This window comes from Pseudomonas citri, assembly GCF_025336485.1.
GTDB lineage: Bacteria > Pseudomonadota > Gammaproteobacteria > Pseudomonadales > Pseudomonadaceae > Aquipseudomonas > Aquipseudomonas citri.
Genome location: NZ_JAODAB010000001.1, coordinates 42,549 through 61,896, shown reverse-complemented (window position 1 = coordinate 61,896; position 19,348 = coordinate 42,549). Strand labels below are relative to the sequence as shown.

General features: G+C 61.2%; 16 protein-coding genes. 2 read left to right on the top strand and 14 right to left on the bottom strand.

Annotation, left to right across the window (positions count from 1 at the left end; all coding sequences use genetic code 11):
• Window positions 1-3: 3 nt before the first annotated feature.
• A complete protein-coding gene (locus N4Q37_RS00280) occupies window positions 4-1,173 on the bottom strand; it encodes a T3SS effector HopA1 family protein (protein WP_260954381.1) in 1,170 nt (389 codons plus the stop codon).
• Window positions 1,170-1,553, bottom strand: a complete 384-nt coding sequence (locus tag N4Q37_RS00275) for a type III secretion system chaperone (RefSeq protein ID WP_260954379.1) — start codon at window positions 1,551-1,553, stop codon at window positions 1,170-1,172. The genes N4Q37_RS00280 and N4Q37_RS00275 overlap by 4 nt, the downstream gene beginning before the upstream one ends.
• A 254-nt stretch (window positions 1,554-1,807) precedes the next feature.
• Between N4Q37_RS00275 and N4Q37_RS00270 the strand changes: the two genes are divergently transcribed.
• Window positions 1,808-2,752 carry a sigma 54-interacting transcriptional regulator gene (locus N4Q37_RS00270; protein WP_260954378.1) on the top strand — a complete coding sequence of 315 codons (945 nt, stop codon included), beginning with the start codon at window positions 1,808-1,810 and terminating at the stop codon, window positions 2,750-2,752.
• A gap of 37 nt (window positions 2,753-2,789) precedes the next feature.
• On the opposite strand, the gene N4Q37_RS00265 is transcribed toward N4Q37_RS00270, so the two are convergent.
• From N4Q37_RS00265 to N4Q37_RS00210, 12 genes are all read right to left on the bottom strand, one after another.
• Window positions 2,790-3,545: an ABC transporter ATP-binding protein gene (locus N4Q37_RS00265; RefSeq protein WP_260954377.1), complete on the bottom strand. Its 756-nt coding sequence runs from the start codon at window positions 3,543-3,545 to the stop codon at window positions 2,790-2,792.
• Window positions 3,539-4,600 carry a FecCD family ABC transporter permease gene (locus N4Q37_RS00260; RefSeq protein ID WP_260954376.1) on the bottom strand — a complete coding sequence of 354 codons (1,062 nt, stop codon included), beginning with the start codon at window positions 4,598-4,600 and terminating at the stop codon, window positions 3,539-3,541. The genes N4Q37_RS00265 and N4Q37_RS00260 overlap by 7 nt, the downstream gene beginning before the upstream one ends.
• Window positions 4,597-5,784, bottom strand: a complete 1,188-nt coding sequence (locus N4Q37_RS00255) for an ABC transporter substrate-binding protein (protein WP_260954375.1) — start codon at window positions 5,782-5,784, stop codon at window positions 4,597-4,599. Before N4Q37_RS00255 ends, N4Q37_RS00260 begins: the two co-directional genes overlap by 4 nt.
• Before the next feature lie 64 nt (window positions 5,785-5,848).
• A complete protein-coding gene (locus N4Q37_RS00250) occupies window positions 5,849-8,263 on the bottom strand; it encodes a TonB-dependent receptor (protein ID WP_260954374.1) in 2,415 nt (804 codons plus the stop codon).
• Between the two features lie 100 nt (window positions 8,264-8,363).
• Window positions 8,364-9,341: a FecR domain-containing protein gene (locus tag N4Q37_RS00245; protein ID WP_260954373.1), complete on the bottom strand. Its 978-nt coding sequence runs from the start codon at window positions 9,339-9,341 to the stop codon at window positions 8,364-8,366.
• Entirely contained in the window at window positions 9,342-9,857 is a 516-nt protein-coding gene (locus N4Q37_RS00240; protein ID WP_260954372.1) for a sigma-70 family RNA polymerase sigma factor, read from the bottom strand.
• A gap of 85 nt (window positions 9,858-9,942) precedes the next feature.
• The gene (locus N4Q37_RS00235; protein WP_260954371.1) at window positions 9,943-11,127 is read right to left on the bottom strand and encodes an aminotransferase class V-fold PLP-dependent enzyme; all 1,185 of its coding nucleotides are present in this window, start codon (window positions 11,125-11,127) and stop codon (window positions 9,943-9,945) included.
• A gap of 15 nt (window positions 11,128-11,142) precedes the next feature.
• Entirely contained in the window at window positions 11,143-12,387 is a 1,245-nt protein-coding gene (locus tag N4Q37_RS00230) for an MFS transporter (protein ID WP_260954369.1), read from the bottom strand.
• A 16-nt stretch (window positions 12,388-12,403) separates the two neighbouring features.
• Window positions 12,404-14,209 (bottom strand): IucA/IucC family protein, encoded by a 1,806-nt coding sequence (locus N4Q37_RS00225; protein WP_260954368.1) that lies wholly within the window; start codon window positions 14,207-14,209, stop codon window positions 12,404-12,406.
• Window positions 14,210-14,298: 89 nt separating this feature from the next.
• Window positions 14,299-15,447, bottom strand: a complete 1,149-nt coding sequence (locus tag N4Q37_RS00220; RefSeq protein WP_260954367.1) for an NAD/NADP-dependent octopine/nopaline dehydrogenase family protein — start codon at window positions 15,445-15,447, stop codon at window positions 14,299-14,301.
• A gap of 28 nt (window positions 15,448-15,475) precedes the next feature.
• Window positions 15,476-16,519: a PLP-dependent cysteine synthase family protein gene (locus tag N4Q37_RS00215; protein ID WP_260954366.1), complete on the bottom strand. Its 1,044-nt coding sequence runs from the start codon at window positions 16,517-16,519 to the stop codon at window positions 15,476-15,478.
• A 14-nt stretch (window positions 16,520-16,533) separates the two neighbouring features.
• Window positions 16,534-17,928, bottom strand: coding sequence for a Y4yA family PLP-dependent enzyme (locus N4Q37_RS00210; RefSeq protein ID WP_260954365.1), 1,395 nt, complete (start codon window positions 17,926-17,928; stop codon window positions 16,534-16,536).
• 507 nt (window positions 17,929-18,435) lie between these two features.
• Here N4Q37_RS00210 and N4Q37_RS00205 point away from each other — a divergent pair.
• Complete coding sequence (locus tag N4Q37_RS00205) at window positions 18,436-19,326, top strand: HpcH/HpaI aldolase/citrate lyase family protein (protein ID WP_260954364.1); 891 nt, start codon at window positions 18,436-18,438, stop codon at window positions 19,324-19,326.
• Window positions 19,327-19,348 lie beyond the last annotated feature (22 nt).

The following is a 19,348-nucleotide window of genomic DNA, read 5'->3' as shown; positions in this document are numbered from 1 at the left end:
TGTTCAGCGCGTGGCTGTTTGTCTGAAAGCCGGGTTGTCCGGGTTGTAGCCTTTGGCGGCGAGGGCGGTCTTCAGCTTTTTATCCAGCGAGTCGCTGCTGCGATCACTCAGGGCTGTTGCAATGACCTCGGACCGTGACAGGCCGTGACTGGTCGACTCTCCGGGGACCGTTTCGGAATAGGAAAGGCCTTTGCCCACCGACTGCATGCCCGCTGGGGTATGGTCGATGAAAGCGTCGGCAGGCAACATGCTCTGGAGTTGGCGTCCCAGCTCCTGGGTTTTCGCATAATCGCTGCGGACATAGAGAATGGCCGAATCGGTTCGCTGACCGAACAACTCCGGTCCGGCTATTTTGCTGGTAAGGATGTTGTCGTCGTTCTTGACCATGGTCGCCATCGCCTTTGCCAGCTCGCCGGCATAGCGTGGCTCGACACCGATGGTCAGCCGCCCCATCTCGTCTTCGCCATTGAGACGAGGTCGCTCAGGCGCGATCCGGTAGAAGGTCTTGCCCGCGCCAGGGTGCTCGGCCATGTAGACGTCGAGGTGACGGTCTTGCTTCATCATGCCGTCCAGTCCTTGGGGCCACACGTCGATTCCTTCCTGGCGCTCGAGTTTTTTCAGCCCGTTCATGAAGGCCTTCTGCGCCTCGGGGGACATGGGCTTGGGTTTGCTCTTGGGCGCATCCTCCTTGAAAAAGTCGTAAATACTCTGATTCATCGGATGCTTGTTCTTTTGTGCTTTTTTCGCCCAGGCGAGCAGGCTGGCAAAGCTCTTCTTGCCATCGGGAATCTCGCCATCCTTGACCGCGACGCTGCTCGCCGCCGAACTGCTTTGCCCTTGCTCCAGGTTGATTTGTTGCAGATTGAATCGAGTGCCCAGTTGCCGCGTAAGCTGCCGCGGCGCGGGGGCCGTGGCGGCTTTTTCGTTGAGCGTCTGGGCGATCTTCGAGCTCTGGCTTTGCCCGCCGAGAAGCTGGCCGGCGCTCTTGAAAAACTTGTCTACGGTGGCCTGCTTGTCCGAACGGTGCACGCTGACCTGTCCATCCGCCGCGGCACGGATCTCATAGTGCTTGCCGTTGACCTCGATCCGCCCATGAGCCTTGAGCGCCCGAACGTCGACATTCGAATCCTTCAGTGCCTCGACACTGGTGAAACGCGATTGCACCGGGTTCATACACGCACCTCACGCCAGCCTTTGATCCAGTCGATCAGCGTTGCGATTTCACGCATCAGCACCGCCACGCTGGCTTTTTCCCGGGTAATGCTCTGGTAGGCAAAATACAAACCGCTGCCGGCATCCCAACCGAGCCCGGGGCCGGCGCTGACAAGGGGGTTGAGCGCGCCACCGAGCAGACGCTGCAACGGCAGGTCTTTGGGCGGTTCGAGCAAACCGATCAACAACAGGCGCTGCTGCGGGTCGTTACAGGCCAGCTTCAGCGGGTAGTCGTTATCAATGAGCAGGTCGCACATCCCTCGGTCATCGAAAACCAGGGGCTGCATTTCAAGTGTCGTGGAAAGGTCTTTGAGCAAGGTTTTGTAAAAAAGGCCTGCCATGGTTGAGTCCGTGAATGATGGAGATACGGGGTAAGTGGCAACGGTGGGCCAGCGGTTCCTTCATCGGGATGGGAAACATGCTTATCGACCGTTACGGCCTTGCCTATGCCGAACGGCATAGATGATTTGCCCCAACCGGCTGATGGTAATGTCTACGCAAGATGGCACATTAGTGCCACCTGCGATGGGGCTGGAGCGTCGTGAAGCTGGGGGCTTTTCCATCAGAAAAAGAGAGAAAACAAATGGAGGGATTCATGCGCAGTGACTCTTTGCGGCACAACGATGGTGTACTGAATATCTGGGACACGCTGCAGTCGTTCATTTCCACCGCAGCGCCCCTCAACGTGGACATGATTTTCGAAGGTGAAACGGGGACCGGCAAAGACACCCTGGCCCGCCTGACCCACCGACTCTCCGGACGCACGGGGCAGTTTATCGCCCTGAACTGCGCGGCCGTGCCGGAGCAGTTGGCGGAAAGCGAGTTGTTCGGTGTGATGGCCGGGGCTTTCACCGGGGCCCACAAGTCGCGGTCGGGTTACATTGAGGCCTCCGACAAAGGCACGCTGTTTCTCGATGAAATCGACAGCATGCCGCCGTTGTTGCAGGCCAAACTGCTGAGAGTCCTGGAAATGCGCGGTGTGGAGCGGCTGGGCTCGACGCGTTTTACTCCCCTGGATTTGCGGGTCGTGGTGGCGACGCAGACGCCCCTGGAGAAGCTGGTGGAACAAGGCAAGTTTCGGCGAGACCTCTATTTCCGATTGAATGTCATCACCATCAAGCTGCCGACATTGCGCTCACGGCCCGATCTCATCGCTTCGTTGTTCGAGCACTTCACGGGTGATGCGGCACGCAAGCACGGCAAACCCGCTCCAGCAGTCCCGGACGAGCTGCACAAGCAACTGCTCAACCATGCCTGGCCAGGCAATATCCGTGAACTCAAGGGCGCCGCCGAACGTTTCGTCCTGGAAGTTGCACCATTGGAAAGCGAACGTAACGCGGGCGAAGAAACGGCTGCACGGCTCAAGACCCAACTGCGGCTGTTCGAAAAAGCCCTCATCCAGGATGCGCTGATGCGCCATTCCAAGTGCATCGAAGCGGTGGTCAGCGAGCTGGGCATTCCCCGGCGCACGCTTTATCACCGAATGAAGACACTGGACATTACTGGTGCCGAGGTGACAGCCGGTTTCGCGTATGGATGAATGTGCGGTTGCAACTTCGATGGGCTCGTGCCTGGAATCAGACAATATCGTCAATCAGAATATGCGCCTGCCCGCGACTGCACCGCTCGATGCGCGCCTCGACCTTGTAGACCTTGCGCAGCATCGATTCGCTGATCACTTCGCTGCTCGGGCCGCTTCCCTGGGTGGTGCCGTCGGCGATGACCAGAACCTGGTCGGCGAAGCGCAGCGCCTGGTTCAGGTCGTGGATGGCGATGAACACGATGACCTCTCGTTTGCGCGCCAGGGTGCGCATGAAGTTCAGCACCTGGACCTGCCGATGCATGTCCAGGGCGCTGGTCGGTTCATCCATCAGCAGGATTTCCGGTTCGCGCACCAGGGTCTGGGCGATTGACACCAATTGCTGTTGGCCGCCGCTGAGCTCACCGAGGTTGCGGAACGACAACGGGGTGATGCCGAGCGCCTCGAGGATGTCATCCACCAGCCGCAGTTCTTCATCGTGGACCACCCAGCCCGGCGTCAGTTGTTTGCGCGCCAGCAGGACCGATTCGTAGACCGTCAACCGTGCGCTGGCATTCAGGCCTTGGGGCATATAGCTGATGCCTGCGGGGCCCTTGGCCGAACCCTGCAGAACCACCTGCCCGGGCCCGTCGATCAGCCCGGCCATGCGTTTGAACAAGGTGGATTTACCGGCCGCGTTGGGGCCGACGACCGCGACCACCTCTCCGCCCAGGAAGGTGGTCGTGGTGACGCCTTCGATGACCGTGCGCTGGCCATAGCCAGCGCCGAGATTCTCCAACTGGAGCTTCACCATGAGTTTTTCTTCCCGCCGAGAATCAGAGATATGAAAAAGGGTACGCCGATCAGCGAGGTGACCACGCCGATGGGAAAGATCGCGCCGGGGATCAGGGTCTTGCTGACCACCGAACTGGCGGACAGGATCAGCGCGCCCGTCAGCAGGGAGGCCGGCAGGAAGAACCGTTGGTCTTCGCCGATCAGCATGCGCGCAATGTGCGGGCCCACCAGCCCGATGAAGCCGATAGTGCCGACAAACGCCACCGGGAAGGAGGCGAGCAGGCTGACCATGATCAGCGTTTGAAAGCGCAGGCTGCGCACGTTGATGCCGAAACTGGCGGCCTTGTCATCGCCCAGGCGCAGGGCGGTCAGGGCCCAGGCGCGTTTGGCGAAGATTGGCAGGGTGATGAGGATCACCAGGCAAATCACTCCGAGCTTGGGCCAGGTGGCCTTGGTCAGGCTGCCCATGGTCCAGAACACCACGGCCGCGACGGCCTGTTCGGTGGCGAAGAACTGCACCAGCGCCAGCAGCGCGTTGAAGGTGAACACCAGGGCGATGCCCAGCAGTACGATGGTCTCGGCGGTGACACCGCGGCGCATGCTCAGGAAGTGGATCAACAGCGCCGAGAGCATGGCCATGATGAAGGCGTTGACCGGCACCATGTATTGCGCGGCCAGGGGAAACAACGCTACGCCAAAGGCCAGGCCCATGGCCGCGCCAAACCCGGCGGCGGCCGAAATGCCCAGGGTGAACGGGCTGGCCAGCGGATTGTTGAGGATCGTCTGCATCTGCGCGCCGGCCAAGGACAGCGCCGCGCCCACCGCAACCGCCATCAACGCCACCGGCAGGCGGATGTCCCACATCACCACCCGGACCTGCGGCGAGGCGCTTTGCGGTGACAATAGCGCACCCAGTACTTCGTCGAGGCTGTAGCTCGCCGGGCCGAGGGCCAGGTCCAGCAGGACGCTGCACAGCAGCAACAGCACCAGCGCGGTGAGGATCAGGCGTTTACGCAGTACCAGGCGTCGGTAGGCGTCCCGTTGCACCACCAGTGTTTCGTTCATTGAGGTCATTGTTTCGCCTCCCTCTTGTCCAGGCTGACGAAATAGCCCGACTCATAGGGCACCGGCAGGAATCGTTCGTGCAATTCACGAAACGCCGCATCCGGATCCAGGTCGGCGAACAGCGTAGGGTGGAACCATTTCGCCAACTGCTGGATCGCCACGAATTGATAAGGGCTGTTGTAGAACTGGTGCCAGATGGCATGAAAGGCCTGATCGTGCTGGGCCTTGATGCCGGCATAGGCAGGGCGCTGGGTGTACCAGGCGAGTTTTTTCTTCGCTTGGGCCATGTCTGCACCCGGGCCCACGCCGACCCAATGACCGCCGGGGGCAAAGGCCTCCCAGTTGGCGCTGGTGACGACCACCTGGTCCGGATTGGCGACAATCACCTGCTCGGCGTTCAGTTGGCCGAAGGTGGTGGGAATGATGTGCTTGGCGATGTTGTTGCCGCCGGCCATTTCGACAAACAGGCCGAAGTTCTCGTGACCGAAACTCAGGCAGCAATCGTCGGTATAGCCGCCGATGCGCTCGATGAACACGTTGGGGCGGGCCGGGTGGCGCGCCTCGATGACTTCCGTGACACGACGGATCTGCTGTTTGCGAAACTCGATGAAGTCCTCGGCACGTTGCTCCTTGCCGAACAACTGGCCGAACAGGCGCATGGTCGGCTCGGTGTTTTGCATCGGGTTATTGCGAAAGTCGACGTAGACCACCGGGATCCCCAAGGCGTCGAGTTTCTCGATGTAGCGCGCATCCTCGGTGGCGTGCTGGGCTTCGATATTGAGGATGATCACGTCAGGGCGCTGGGAGATCGCCTGCTCGATGTCGAAGGTGCCATCTTCGAAACCGCCGAAGGTGGGGATGCTGGCGATGGCCGGAAAGGCGCGCAGGTAGGCGCCATAGGTGTCCGGATCGGACTGGATCAGGTCCTTGCGCCAGCCGACGATGCGCTCGATGGGATTTTGCGTGTCCAGCGCCGCGACCAGATACAACTGGCGGCCTTCACCCAGGATGACGCGGCGCACGGGCAGGTGGACCTTGACCTTGCGCCCGAGCAGGTCGGTGACGATGCCCAGGGCCGGATCTGCATCTGGCGCAGCGGCAAGGGCAGCACGTGGCGCAAGGAACAAGAGCGACATCAGCCCTGCGCACAGCAGTGCAGAGAAGGTGGGGCGGCGGCGAAAAGCAGTAACCATGGTTCAGGCCTTTACAAAGGTCAGGCGGGGCATCGGCAACATGCGTCGTCCCGGACCGGACGTTTCAGAAATCAACGGTGGCAGACAACAACAGCGTGCGTGGCGAGCCTTGGGAGAACGCGCCATAGGAGGCCACACCGGACCAATACTCGCGGTCGAACACGTTCTGTACGCTGGCGCGAAATGTAGTGGGCCGCTCTGCGATGCGCGTGGCGTAGCGCGCCCCGACGTCCAGGCGGGTCCAGGCATCCAGCTCTTGGGTATTGGCCTGGTCGACGTACTGGCTGGCGGTGTGGATCACGCCACTGGTCAGCGTCAGGCCATCGATACCGGGTGTGTCCCACTCGGCCCAGAGGTTGGCTTGGACCTTCGGTACGCCTACCGGTCGGTTGCCACGGTTGGCAGCGACCCCGGACCTGGTCAGTTCGCCATCCAGCAAAGTGACGCCACCGAGCAGGCGGGTGCCCGGGGCGAGCTCCCCCGACATCGTCCATTCCACGCCGCGGTTGCGCTGTTCGCCTTGTACCGAGAACACGCCGGAGGCCAACTCGCCGCTGGGCTTCTTGATCTGGAACAGCGCGAGGGTGGACATGAAACTGCCGTAGTCGAGCTTGATCCCGACTTCCTGCTGCCGCGAGCGGTAAGGGGAAAAGATCTCGCCGGCATTCGAAGCGGCGGACGGCGCGATGTCGCCCTTGCCCAGGCCTTCGACGTAGTTGTAGTAGAGCGAGACATGCTCCCAGGGCCGGGCGACGACGCCGAACAGCGGCGAGGTCGCGCTTTTTTCGTAAGACGTGGTGACCACGCCGGTCGTGTCGTAGTTATCCGACTTGATGGCCTGCCGGCGTAGCCCGACGGTGACTTTCAAGCGTTCGTCGAGCACCGACAGGGTATCGGCGAGCGCCGCGCCCGACAGCTCGCTCTCGGAGACCTTCGGTGTATCCGGCTCGGCGATGGCCGGCCGCGGACGATCGATTGGATGGTAGATATTGGAGAAGAGCTCGGGCCCGGAAATGATGCCTCGGGACAGCTCATCGCGATAACGGCTGACTTGCAGGACGCCGCTGTGACTCACCGGCCCGGTGTCGAAAGCCAGGCGTGCCCCGGCGTCGACGGTATAGCGCTGGACCTTGAATTTGTAGTAACCGGGCGTGGACGACGTGTCGCCGGCCTCGTTGATGAGGGTCGGGGTCTGGTCGGACAGGCGCTCTACATCGGATTGACCGCCACCGGCATGGGCGAAGACTGTCAAGGCATCGCTGAGGTCGTACTCGCCACCGAGCAGTGCCGATTTGTCCTGGGTCTGCGACCAGCCCCAGTCCTGGCTGACGCTGGTGCGTCCGTTGGCGGCGGAGGGGATCTGAATGCCAGGCTCGATCAGGAACGGCCGGGACGCCGCGTCGAACTTTTCCTGCTGGTTGATCAGGTCCAGGGTGGTGCGCAAGCGCTCGCCCTGATAGTCCAGGGAAAGGGCGCCGATCCCGACGTTACGGGTCTGCTTGTCGATCGCCGTGTCACCTTGTTGGGTGCTGGTGTTGAGCCGCAAACCAAACTGACGCTCCTCGCCAAAGCGCCGGCTGAGGTCCAGGTGCCCACCCAACTGCGAGTCCATGGCATAGCGAGTGGTGAACCGGGTCAGGTCTTCGTCGAGGGCGCGCTTGGGGACCAGGTTGATCACGCCACCGACGGCATTGTTGGGCGCCATGCCATACAGCAGCGCCCCCGGGCCTTTGACCAGTTCGACGCGCTCGGCGTAGTCGGTGAACACGCGGTAATTGGATGCCACGCCGTACACACCGTCGAATGCCAATTCACCGAGGTTGCCTTCGCCCACCGGAAAACCGCGGATGAAGAACGAGTCGACAATCCCGCCCGTCTGGCCGGTGGAGCGCACGGATGGGTCACGCTCCAGCACGTCGCCAACGGTGACTGCCTGCTGATCCCTGATCAGCGTCGAGGTGTAGCTGTTGATGCTCAACGGTGCATCCATCACGTCGGTGTTGCCCAAAAGGCCAAGGCGTGCGCCGCGGGCGACCTGATCGCCGGGATAGACCGGCGGCAGGTCGCCTGGCCGCCGGCCGGGCGCTGCCACGCTGATCTGGGGCAGGGACAGCTGGCGTAGCACCAAGGTGTAGCTGCCATCGTCGCGGGCCAGCATTTCCACGCCGCTGTCACCCAGCAGGCGGGTGAGGGCTTCCTGGGCCGGATAAGTCCCCGACAGCCCCGGGCTCAGCAGGCCTTCGGTGACCGAGGGCTGGAACGACAAGGCAATGCCGGCATCCACGGCAAAGCTCGACAGGGCGGTGCCCAGTGGTCCCGGGGCGATATCGTAGGTGCGCACAGCGACGGTCTCCAGCTTCAACGGTTCGGCGGCCCAGGCGAACGACCCGCCGGCCGCACCCAGGACCAGGCTGAACAGCACACTGCGAATGGCGGACTTGGGTGGACGATCCGGACGCAGGGGCCGTGCAGCAAGCATGGATGGGTGACCCTATGGGCAAGATGAAAGGGTTATTCCTTACCAGGCCAGTTGAAACCGGAAAAAGTATCACCTGCGCAGGTATTTATTTTTCCCGGGGTCAGGCGGGGGAGAGTGTCACCCAGTACCCGTTCAAGTGACCGTTGACCAATACCGGGTAGGTTTGCACCAGCATGTTCAGGCTGCGCTGGGTGTCGCTGATGGGAAAAGCGCCGGAAATGCGCAGCTCGGCGATAGCCGGGTCGCAACGCACGAAGCCTGGGCGGTAGCGCGCCAGTTCGGCGACGAAATCCGCCAGGCGCATCTTGTCGGCCATCAGCATGCCTTGGGTCCAGGCTGTGACGTTACGATCCGTCGGGTTCAACGGGCCGAACGCGCGAGCGGAAAAATCAGTTCGCTGTCCGGCGTTGACGAGCATCGGCGCGGTCTGGCGATTGTCCGCCAGTTCAACCCGGACCACGCCGTCGAGGACCGCCAGGTGCGTGCGTGCCTGCATTTGGCGGACGATGAACCGGGTGCCCAGGGCTTGCATGAGGCCGTCCTGGCTGCTGACCAGGAAGGGGCGGGCCTGGGACGAGACATCCGGCGCGGTTTGCACCAGGATTTCCCCTTCGCGCAATTTGATCAGCCGCTGGTTAACGTCGAACAATACGTCGATGGCGGTGGCGGTGTTGAGGGTAAGGCGAGAGCCGTCGGCGAGGGTCAACTCGCGGCGCTGGCCGACAGCGGTGCGGTAATCGGCCGACCATTGTTGCGATTGCGCCAGTTTCCAAGTACCCCAACCGGTGGGGGCCACTGCCAGCAGCACCGCCAGTTTCCTGAGGGCCACACGGCGTTCGGGGTTGCTTGGGCGATCCAGCGCCGACATCGCCAGGGACGGTGGCAGGCCGCCGAGCTTGCTTTGCAGCAACTGCGCCCGAGACCACGCCCGGCCCCGTTCAGGGCTGCTGACTTTCCAGCATTCCCATTCGGCCTGCTCGCTGCTGCTGAGGTCGCGTTCACTCAGGCGCATCAGCCAATCGGCGGCCTCTTCGAGGATCTTGGGATCGAGCGGCGGCTCATGGCGGCGAGTCAGCATTCACTCCACCAGCATCAGGCATTGTACGAACGCCTGTTTCATGTAGCGCTTGACGGTGATCAGCGAGACGCCCAGGCGTTCGGCAATGTCGCTGTACTTCAGGCCGCCGATCTGCGACAGCAGGAACGCGCGCTTGACCAACGGTGGAAGGGCATCGAGCATCGCATCGATTTCATGCAGGGTTTCCAGGACCATGAAGCGTGTTTCGGGGGAAGGCGCTTCCTGGGCTGGCAGGTGCGCGAGAGCGTCGAGGTAGGCCCGCTCCAGTGCCTTGCGCTGGTACCAGTTGACGAGGATGCCTTTGGCGACGCAACTCAGGTAGGCCCGTGGCTGCTCGATGGCGGTGATCTGGGAGGCCAGGATACGGGTGAAGGTGTCCTGGGTCAGATCCGCCGCATCCATGGCGTTACCCAGTTTTTTCTTCAGCGTGGCGTACAACCAGCCATGATGGCCGGCGTACAGCGCCTCGATCACGCGCAGATGATGGTCATTGTTCGCGGGCAGGGTTTCGCTCATGGCTGCGTTTTTTTTGCAATTGAGAAGTATTCCCAATGCTAATTGACAACGCTCCCGCGGCGCAAGGGTGATTCTCTGTCCAGTTTCAAGCGGGCGGTATACGGGTCAGTGCCGCGACCATCGCGTCGATTTCGGCGTCGGTATTGTAGGCGTGGATTGAGGCCCGGCTGACCGCCACCAGGTCGCGCTGCTGCATGTCGAGCATCGTCGAGCTGAATGTCGAGGTGCTGACATTGATTCTTTTCGCCTGGGCTGCCAGCCACTGTTGTACTTGCAGCGCGCTGTTACCGTGGTGGGTAAACGTCACGATTCCCGACTTGAGCGCGCCCAGGTCTTGCACGGTGACGCCGGGAATCACGGCCAGGCGCTCACGCAAATACCCCGCCAGTTGCTGGATTTGTTGCCACATCGGTTCCACGCCTTGCGCCAGTGCGTAGTCCGCGGCAGCCCCGAGGCCCAGTTTCGCCGCTACGTTGCATTCCCAGTTTTCGAAACGCCTGGCATCGCCGCGGATGCTGAAGCTGTCCGGTGTCTGCAGGGTTGCGGCATGCAAGTCGAGGAACGCCGGCTCAAGGTTCTGGCACAGGGATTTTTCGACGTACAGAAAACCCATGCCCCTGGGGCCGCGCAGGTATTTACGGCTGGTCGCCGCCAGCATGTGGCAGCCGATCTTCTGCACATCAATCGGCATTTGCCCAACGCCTTGGCAGGCGTCGAGCAGAAACAGCACGCCGGCCGCCCGCGCCAGTGCTCCGATCTGCTCGATGGGCTGGACCGGGCCGCCGTTGGTGGCGATCACCGGTAACGACAACAACGCCACACGCTCGTTCTCCAGCAAGGCCTTGAGCGCCGGTAGGGAAACCTGGCCTTGTTCATCGTTGGGGATCACCCGGATTTCGATGCCGCGCTGCTGTTTGAGTTGCAGGTAGGGGATGTAGTTGCCAGCGTATTCGGTGCTGGAGGTGAGGATGACATCCCCGGCCCGCAGCGGCAGCGAGTAGAACGCCATGTCCCAGGCGCGGGTAGCATTTTCGATGACCGCGATTTCATCGGGGTCAGCGTTGATCAGACGGGCGATGGAGCTATAGACATTGTTCAGATCCGGGGTCTGTTGCGCAGCGGCTTCGTAGCCGCCGAGCCGGGCTTCCCTTTGCAGATGCGCGGTCACGACCTCGACGACGGGCCGGGGCATCAGCGCTGCGCCGGCATTATTGAAGTGGATCAGGTGCTCGACCGCCGGTGTGTCGGCGCGCAGTCGTTCAATGTTCAAAACCGGACTCCTTGATCATTCCGCCGGTGGGACTTGGCTCGGTTGCAGGCGCGTGGGCCAGTAACGCAAGGCGACTACGGGCAGCAGCGCCAGCACATAGGCCAGGCAGACAAACAGGTAGGTGTATTGCAAGCCGTAGACCTGACTGAGCAGCCCACCGATTGAAATACCGGCGATGGACGCAAATTGTGCGGTGCCCTGGGCAATGCCCAACACGTGACCTTGTTGCGAGCTGTCGGCGGCTTTCGAAATCAGTGCCATCAGTACCGGCGTGGTGGCGCCCAGCAACACCCCCCAGATGAAATAGACGACGACAAACACGACGGCATTGCGCGTGACCCCGGCGATGGCGGTCAGGGCGATGCAGCCCAGCACTACATAAGTCATCCGGTGCAGGGTGTCCTGCTGATTCAAATGCTCGAAATAGCGCGACCAGGCCGTGGCGGACAGAATGAAACCCAGTGCCAACAGGCCGTAGCACAGGCCGACGACCGAGTTGCTGACGACAAACACCGAGCTTACGTACAACGAAAATGAGGTCTGCGGCAGCATCCGCGCCAGCAGCAGGATGCCCATGACGCAGAGCAAGGACAGTAGCGGCGACGTTTGCCAGACACTGGTGGTGCGCCCCGTCGCTGCACTGGCAATGACCGTCGTGGCCTTCTTCACTGGCGGCACGTCCGGCAGCGTGACGGCTGCCACCACGGTGCAGACCGCGCACAGCGCCGAGGCGATGATGTTGATCCAGAAGAAAGTGGCGTAATCGAGGATCAAGCCGCCGACCACCGCGCCGAGCAACGAGCCGACGTTGGTGGAAATCTGCAGGATGGCGAACAACCGCGCCCGCCGTGAAGGGGCTTCGATACTCACCCCGTAGGCCTGCGCCGGGGCGATGTACCCGGCGAAGGCGCCTTGCAGGAATCGCAGGACCAGGATCACCCAGATATCGCCGGACAGTGCCAGCCCGAGCTGGGTCAGCGACAAGCCCGCGAGTGCGCGGATCATCATCAGCTTGTGGCCGTAACGGTCGCCGATACGGCCCCAGAAGGCGCTGGTCAGAATGATGCCCAGCATCGGCCCGACATACACGGCGATGCTGGCGAAGCTGAAAATCGACTCCGAGGACGTGAGCCCACGCAGGTGGACGGGCCAGAACGGACCGCTCATTTCCATCGCGCCCATGGAGATGAGTTGAATCGCGAATAAAAGATAAATCAGGATTCTCACATTCGAACCCTGGACGACACCTGCGTGGGACATGACTCAGCCTCGGTGGTTAAACAGTTGCAAGCGGGTTGGTCAGCGTGTGCTGCAAACGATAGTTGGCGTATTGCAGCATGTGCATGCGCAGCAGTGAGCGGGTGGGCCACGGGTCCTCGATGAACGCCTTGCGTTCGACCTCCCACAACGGTCCGGCGACACGCTCGCGCACCACGTCGAAGGCCGCCTCGGTTTCCTCGCGCAGCACCCGCCAAAGCCGGGTATCGCCCAGTTCATATTCCCGGGTCAGCCACAGGGCGATTTCGTGCAAGTGCGTGAGGAACGCCGCATCCAGCACAAACATTCGCACCGGCTCGATATCGTCGACGAACACGGTCGGCAAGATGCCCGGCTGCACGTGAGGCGCCAGGGTGTAGCCTCGCTCTTCCAGCAGCGGCGCGTAGGTCCGGCCGTCGCCAAAGTCGCGGATCAGCAGACTACGCGCTTTGCCGTCAGGGGAAAACAGCACCATGGTGTTTTGCTGGTGGGCTTCCAGGCCGATGCCGTACAGCAGGTAAATCGCAACCACCGGATGGGTGACCACCCTGGCGTACTGGCGGAACCAGTCCTCGATCGCTTCGGCACCGGGGCGGGCACCGTCGCGCTCGATCAACTCGGTGAACAGTGGTCGTGCGCTGCCGGGCAGGCGGGTGAACAGCGAAGCCACGGTGATCGGCAGGCAATCATCCTGGCGCTCGAACGCTGCCTGGCTGGCCCGGTAGACCACCGACAGGTGTCGACCGGGCGCATCGTCCTGGGTAATCGCGTTACGGTAGCGCACGCCGATTTCCTCCGGGAAGATTTCCAGGCGCTGACCGAAGCCGTTTTCGGCGGCGAGGATCTGCGAGATCACCGTGCTGATGCGCGGACCCATGTGGATCGACTTGGCTTGCAAACTGCGCAGCTCGCTGGTCATCCACACGGCAATGGGCAATTTGATCAGGGGCGCGGTTTGTTCCAGCACCGGCATCATCGTTCGGTAGGACATGGTCGGCAGTGTCTGGATGTCTGGGCCGTCGGTGATCAGGATGCCGTCTTCGATTTCCTTGGCGAAGGTCTTGAGGACAAAAGCCTCCAGATGCCAGGCATGGATCGGCAGCGGCACCCAATGGATTTCGTTCAATCCCTTGGTGTTGAGCTCGGCTTTCCATTGCTCCCATTGCACCGGGAAGTTCGCGGCGAACCAGCTGTGATAGCTGGTCACGTGGGGCATGCTTTCGCTCCTGGCCATGTCTGCGCGCAGCGCGGCGATGCGCAGCGGCACCTGGGCGTTGAACTCGGGCGACAGTCGCTCGACCTCTGCGTCGCTCAAGCCGGGGCGGGCTTTCCAGGTCGGGTAGTACGGATGGCCTTCCAGCGATCCCCACTGGTCCAGCAGAATCGCTGCGTCCTTGGTGCTGGCGTGCTGGCGCAGGTAGTCGGTCAGGCTGTCCAGGCCGTGGCTGCGGGCGGCCTCGGCCAACCGGGCGTTCCATTGCTGGCGATGCTGGCGGGCATGGGCATCGTTCATCAGGCTGTTTTCCATGTCCGACTTGAGTCCGGCCATGCCTTCGTCGCTGGGCTCGAAGTCGAAGCTGTCGCGCAACACATCCAGCAGGTCATGATGGCTGTGAATGACCTGGCGCAGGCCCTCGTCGGTCACCAGGACCACGTCGCCGTCATTGATCAGGGTATCGGCGGGCGCCAGGGTGATCCGCGAGAAAAACAACTGGTTCCGGGTGTTCTTCAGCGGGTAGGTGGCCTGGGTGCCGTCGGCGGAAAAGTTCAACGCCGAACGATCCAGGATGTTCTCGGCAAACAGGCAGCGAACCAAGCGTCGCATGGCGTTTTTCCGGGAGTAGGTGATCAGGGTTTTGAAGTCATCCATATCAGCGGTCTGCTCGTCGATAGATAAGAAAGGTGAGGGGCCATTCATGCGGTGCGCGGCCAATGGCTGGGGAAGTAGTCGAGCGCTGAGTCACGCAAGCCTTGCATGTAGGAAACACTCCATTGCAAGACCTCCTCGATGTAGGGAACCTTCAGCTCGAAGCGCTTGGCCATTTCCACCAGCAGGACCAGGCCGTAGGCGACGTCTTCATTGAAGGCACGGCTTTCGCGCTCGATCACGTAGCCGGCGCGGTTGTCGGCGGCAGGCACCATCGGGGCGAGGATGTTGTTGTAGGCCTGGTTGGTGCGCAGGATCGACAGCATGCTGCTCTGGTCGCGGATCTGCTCGCCGTAGGCCTCGACGATCTCTTGTTTCAAGGACTTGACCGAGGACAGGTCCACGCCCAGACGCTGGCTGATGACCGCGCACAGCGCCTGGCTTTCTTCATCCATGCGCTCGAGAAAGTAAGCGCCCAGCTCCGGGCATTCGGTCCACCAGCACATGGGCTGCGGGAAAATCTTGCGATGCCACTGGCCATAGGGACCGATCAACCCGTAGATCACTGAACTGTGCATGATCGGGTTGCCCGGGGTCAGGGTGATTTCCAGGTAGTCGTCGAGCATCGTCACGCAAGGGCCGTACAGCCGGGTGAGGATTTGTTGCAGATGTTGGCGGGACGCCTGGGTTTCCCGTGCGTGGGTTGCCACGTACAGCTGGCTTTTACCGCCGCCCATTCTCACCGATTGCCCGGCTTTGAGTTCGAATGCGGTATGTGGGACATCCTTCATGCCCCAGATCACCAGGTTGGGCTTTTGTGCCAGTGCGGCTTCAGCCAACCAGTCAAAGCCGCAAAAGCCCGGGATGGCACCGATGTAAACCGGTTTGTCGGTGCTCAGGTGTGGCGCGATGTCATGCAGCAGTTGCGGTCGTGCGTGGGCCGGCACGGTGATGATGACGATGTCGGCATCCTCGACGGCGGTTTTGGCATCCTGGGTGACCCGGTCCGGTTGCGCACTCAGTGTCGAGCCGTCCGGCAACAGGGCCCGCATCGGTGTTTGCCGGACGTGATGTTCGACAACCGCAGGGTTGCCGGTGAGTATCGAAACCTGCACATGAGGCAGTTGCTTGAACAGGATGGCGTTCAGGTGACCGGTCCTGCCACCGCCACAGATGGCGACTTTCAGCGCATTCATTAGCAAGCGTTCCTGTATGGGGTGGGGGTCATGCGACGCTCAGTTGCAAAGGCGCGGACAGTGTTTCAAGCCATTGGGTCTTGCCCAGCCAACTGTCCAGTTGCACGGCGACGTTCGGATCGAGCAGCTCGCGCTCTTGCAGCCATTGTTCGTCGAACACGGTGTGCAGGTACTTTTCGCCGCCGTCCGCAATCGGGACCACGACGTTGCCGGTCAGCACGCCCTTGTGGATCAGTTCAAGCGCCTTGTAGATCGCGCCGCCGGTCGAACCGCCGACCAGCAGCGCCAGGTTGCGGGCGATGTAGCGTGCCGTTTCGAAGGCCTGGGAATCGGTGACCTGGATGCCCAGGTCGATGCAGCTGTAGTCGAGCACCAGGCCCACGGTGTCGCCGGCCGGCGTCCCGGTGCCCGATTGGTAATAGGGGTAGCCGGGGTGGCCGAAGACAATGGAACCGGCAGGCTCCACCGCGACGGTCACGGTCTGGGGGTTGTGCACTTTCAGGCCACGGGCAATGCCGGTCATCGAGCCGCCAGTGCCCACGCATCCGACATAGGCACCGATAGCGCCTTTGGCCTGGGCGATGGTTTCGCGGACAAAGTCGCTATAGCCGCCGGCATTGGCGGCGTTGTCCGACTGGTTCATGAACACCGCGCCTGGAATCTGCGTCGCGAGTTCGGCGGCCATTCGCTGGCGTTCGACCACGGCGACTTCATCCTCGCGATACTGCCCGGTGACGAATCGCACGTCCGCCCCCAGTGCCTTCATGACGGCGATCTTGTCCTGGGCGGCGTGATGATCGACCACGGCGATGAAGTGCAGGCCGAACTCGACGGCGGCCATTGCCAGCCCGATACCGGTGTTGCCCGAAGATGACTCGACGACCACGCCACCAGGCTTCAGGCGTCCGGACTTGAGCGCAGCCAGCACCATGTTGCGCGCCATGCGGTCCTTGATGCTGCCGCCGGGGTTGTTCTTTTCAATCTTGAGTAACAGGCGGGCATTGGTGTCTGGAACATCAATGCCGAGCATGGGCGTGTTACCGATAAGATCTGAAACTTTGTTAAGTATCATTCAGGAGACTCCCTTTAACAGTCAGGTGAAAATACGAAGTGGTCTTGCGAACAACAGGTCGCCATTAATCGCCGGGGCAGGGGGTGGCGATGAAACTGGTTTTCCAACAAGTCCATCTGATAACCGGCCGTGTTGGCGTAGATCAATAAATCTCCCGCTTGGGGTAAAGTCGCGAAGTTGATCAGGCGATAAGTAATGACATCATCATCCAGGCAACTATGACCGGCGATGTACGCTTGGGTCGGTGTCGGCGGCGATGACGCATGGCTGATTAAGATCGGGTCGACCAGATATTCCGAGGAAAACCATGTTTCACAGGCACTGAAACTACTGCCCTCGACGAAGATGACGGTTTTGTTATCCGCCAGCTTTTTGGTCCGAGTGACCCGGAATACCGAAATGGCGGCTTGGTCCACCAGGCTTCGCCCAGGCTCCAGTGATAACGTGATATTGCTCGAGTGCAAGTAATTGGCAATGGACTGCCCCGGCGAATAATCGGCTTCGAGGAATAACGCCAACCACTGACTGGCCGTCAGGTATCCGCCATAGGGGTAATAAGAATCCGGAACCGAGTGGTTGTAATAATGGCTGGGCTTATTCTCGTTTTGTAGAAAACTGTCGTAGGCTTGCGACTCGACATAACGAATGGGCAGGCCGCCACCGATGTCGATCATCGTGGGCGCCAGGTTCATTTCCCGGGCGGCCTCGACGAAGGCGGTGACCTCACGGAAGGCCTGGGCCCGTGATTCGTAGCCGTAGCCACCGAGGTGAAAATGGAAGCCCTCGAGGTGGAAGTTTTCCCGTTCCTGCGACAGCTGTTGCAGGCATTCGAGCAGCTCGTTTGTGCCCATTCCGAAGCGACTCGTCGGGCAGCTTCTTGGTCTATAACGCAGGAGAACCCTTGTCCTGACTGGGGCAGGCAGGGACCTGACCAGCCTGTTGAGGTGCGCGAACTCCTCCGGCGAATCCACGCAAATCAGCGAACCGGCCTCCACCAGCGCTCGATGAAACGCCGTGGTCTTGGCTGGCCCGGTCGCGCACAGATGCGCGCCCGGCATGCCGGCTCGTCGGGCTGCGTCCAGTTCGTGAACACTCGATACATCGATGCCGATGCCCAGTTGCGCGGCTGCGTCGAGCAGGCATTGAGACTTGTTGGCCTTGGCCCCGTAGAAAATCGAGTGCTTGACGTTGTACTGATTCAGCACCGCTTGCAGCGCGGTGACATTGGTTTTAAAGGCATGGGGCCATACTAAATTAAGCGGCGATCCATATTGCGCAAGCAGTTCCAATAGTTGCGCTGCACGGTTTTCGATGAAGTGCGTCAGCACAGGGTCGAGCAATGGCGTCAACATTGTAGGTTGGTGCACTTCAGGGAACTTTCTAAGTGTCGACGGTCGTTCATTAGGCATAGTTAACCCCTGGCGTCGAAAATGTCGCCATTCATGTTTCGATAACTAATCGTTATCGACAGACGTATGCGTGCCTTTTTTAAGGCGTGAATGAATGCAGGTCTTTAGTGATACACAGAGGCGCCGTTTAATTGCTGGCAGGCACACTGTTTAGTGTCACTCGATGGCATTCAAATGACATCACCGCTATGCACTTCCTATGGCCATGAAAATCTCCCTGATGCATGAGAGGTCGCCTCTCGATGGCGAGAACCTTATTGCTAATGCGAACGATTATCAAGTAAGGTTTGGAAATATTTTAAACATTTACTCGTCGACCGAACGCACCGAAGCTGCTGTTTGCAGCTGCTCGATTGTGTTCGTCCGTATTTAAAAACAGCCCGCAATGTCTTGATGGACAAGGCATTGCGGGTTGGTGAAACAGCATGTGTCAGGCACGGTTTTTCCCCTGTCCCGGGCGCATGGATTTTTTACCGAACCACGACTGATGCACGCCAGGAGAGCACCATGACCACTGAACGTCCCAGCACCATCGCCACGCTTCCCATCAGCTATCTGTTCGTCCCGGGCAATCGTCCGGAACGCTTCGCCAAAGCGGTCGCCGCGGCGCCTGACGCAATCATCCTCGACCTCGAAGACGCCGTTCATCCCAACAGCAAGGCGGCCGCCCGTGCCGCGATCTGGGCCTGGCAGGAGAGCACGCCGAAGGTCTCCTGCCAGCGATACATCCGCGTGAACAGCATCGGCAGCGGTTATTTTTCCCAGGACCTGACCTGGCTGAGGGACATGCGCTACCCCGAGCGCTGCGCGGGGATTTTCCTGCCCAAGGCCGAGTATTCCGAGGCCCTGTGCCAGTTGGTCGAGCGGCTGTCAGGTTGGCAGCCCGACCTCAAGATCGTGGCCATCATCGAGACGGCCAAGGGCTTGCAGCAGGTCGAGTCGATTGCCTCGATTGCCGGGTTATCGCGCCTGGCGTTCGGCTCCCTGGATTTTTCCCTCGACATCAACTGCAGCCAGGTGCCTGAAGCCTTCCTCTTCGCCCGCAACCGAATCGTGCTGGCTTCGCGAACGGCCGGTCTGCCGGCGCCCATCGACGGCGTGTCGCCAGCGATCAGCGACCTTGCGGTGGTCAAGCACGATGCACAGTACGCCCGGTCCCTGGGCTTTGGCGCCAAGCTGTGCATCCATCCTGCCCAGTTGACCACGGTCCAGCGTGCCTTCCTGCCCGATGCGCACCAGCTGGCGTGGGCGGACCGGGTGATGCAGGCCGTGGCTGCCGGTAGCCATGCCGTGCAGGTGGACGGCCAGATGGTGGACCTGCCGCTCATCGAACAGGCGCAGCGGCTGCTGGACGTGGCCAGCCTGTACGAAGTACCCGCCAAGGCAGACGCCTGCTGACCCATCGCCAAACAGGAGGCCA

Bases quoted from the DNA above. Each gene is read 5' to 3' on its own strand.
- N4Q37_RS00225 (WP_260954368.1), bottom strand. From the start codon at position 14,209: ATGCGACGCTTGGTTCGCTGCCTGTTTGCCGAGAACATCCTGGATCGT.
- N4Q37_RS00230 (WP_260954369.1), bottom strand. From the start codon at position 12,387: ATGTCCCACGCAGGTGTCGTCCAGGGTTCGAATGTGAGAATCCTGATT.
- N4Q37_RS00280 (WP_260954381.1), bottom strand. From the start codon at position 1,173: ATGAACCCGGTGCAATCGCGTTTCACCAGTGTCGAGGCACTGAAGGAT.
- N4Q37_RS00220 (WP_260954367.1), bottom strand. From the start codon at position 15,447: ATGAATGCGCTGAAAGTCGCCATCTGTGGCGGTGGCAGGACCGGTCAC.
- N4Q37_RS00275 (WP_260954379.1), bottom strand. From the start codon at position 1,553: ATGGCAGGCCTTTTTTACAAAACCTTGCTCAAAGACCTTTCCACGACA.
- N4Q37_RS00215 (WP_260954366.1), bottom strand. From the start codon at position 16,519: ATGATACTTAACAAAGTTTCAGATCTTATCGGTAACACGCCCATGCTC.
- N4Q37_RS00260 (WP_260954376.1), bottom strand. From the start codon at position 4,600: ATGACCTCAATGAACGAAACACTGGTGGTGCAACGGGACGCCTACCGA.
- N4Q37_RS00255 (WP_260954375.1), bottom strand. From the start codon at position 5,784: ATGGTTACTGCTTTTCGCCGCCGCCCCACCTTCTCTGCACTGCTGTGC.
- N4Q37_RS00210 (WP_260954365.1), bottom strand. From the start codon at position 17,928: ATGCCTAATGAACGACCGTCGACACTTAGAAAGTTCCCTGAAGTGCAC.
- N4Q37_RS00265 (WP_260954377.1), bottom strand. From the start codon at position 3,545: ATGGTGAAGCTCCAGTTGGAGAATCTCGGCGCTGGCTATGGCCAGCGC.
- N4Q37_RS00250 (WP_260954374.1), bottom strand. From the start codon at position 8,263: ATGCTTGCTGCACGGCCCCTGCGTCCGGATCGTCCACCCAAGTCCGCC.
- N4Q37_RS00205 (WP_260954364.1), top strand. From the start codon at position 18,436: ATGACCACTGAACGTCCCAGCACCATCGCCACGCTTCCCATCAGCTAT.
- N4Q37_RS00270 (WP_260954378.1), top strand. From the start codon at position 1,808: ATGCGCAGTGACTCTTTGCGGCACAACGATGGTGTACTGAATATCTGG.
- N4Q37_RS00240 (WP_260954372.1), bottom strand. From the start codon at position 9,857: ATGAGCGAAACCCTGCCCGCGAACAATGACCATCATCTGCGCGTGATC.
- N4Q37_RS00245 (WP_260954373.1), bottom strand. From the start codon at position 9,341: ATGCTGACTCGCCGCCATGAGCCGCCGCTCGATCCCAAGATCCTCGAA.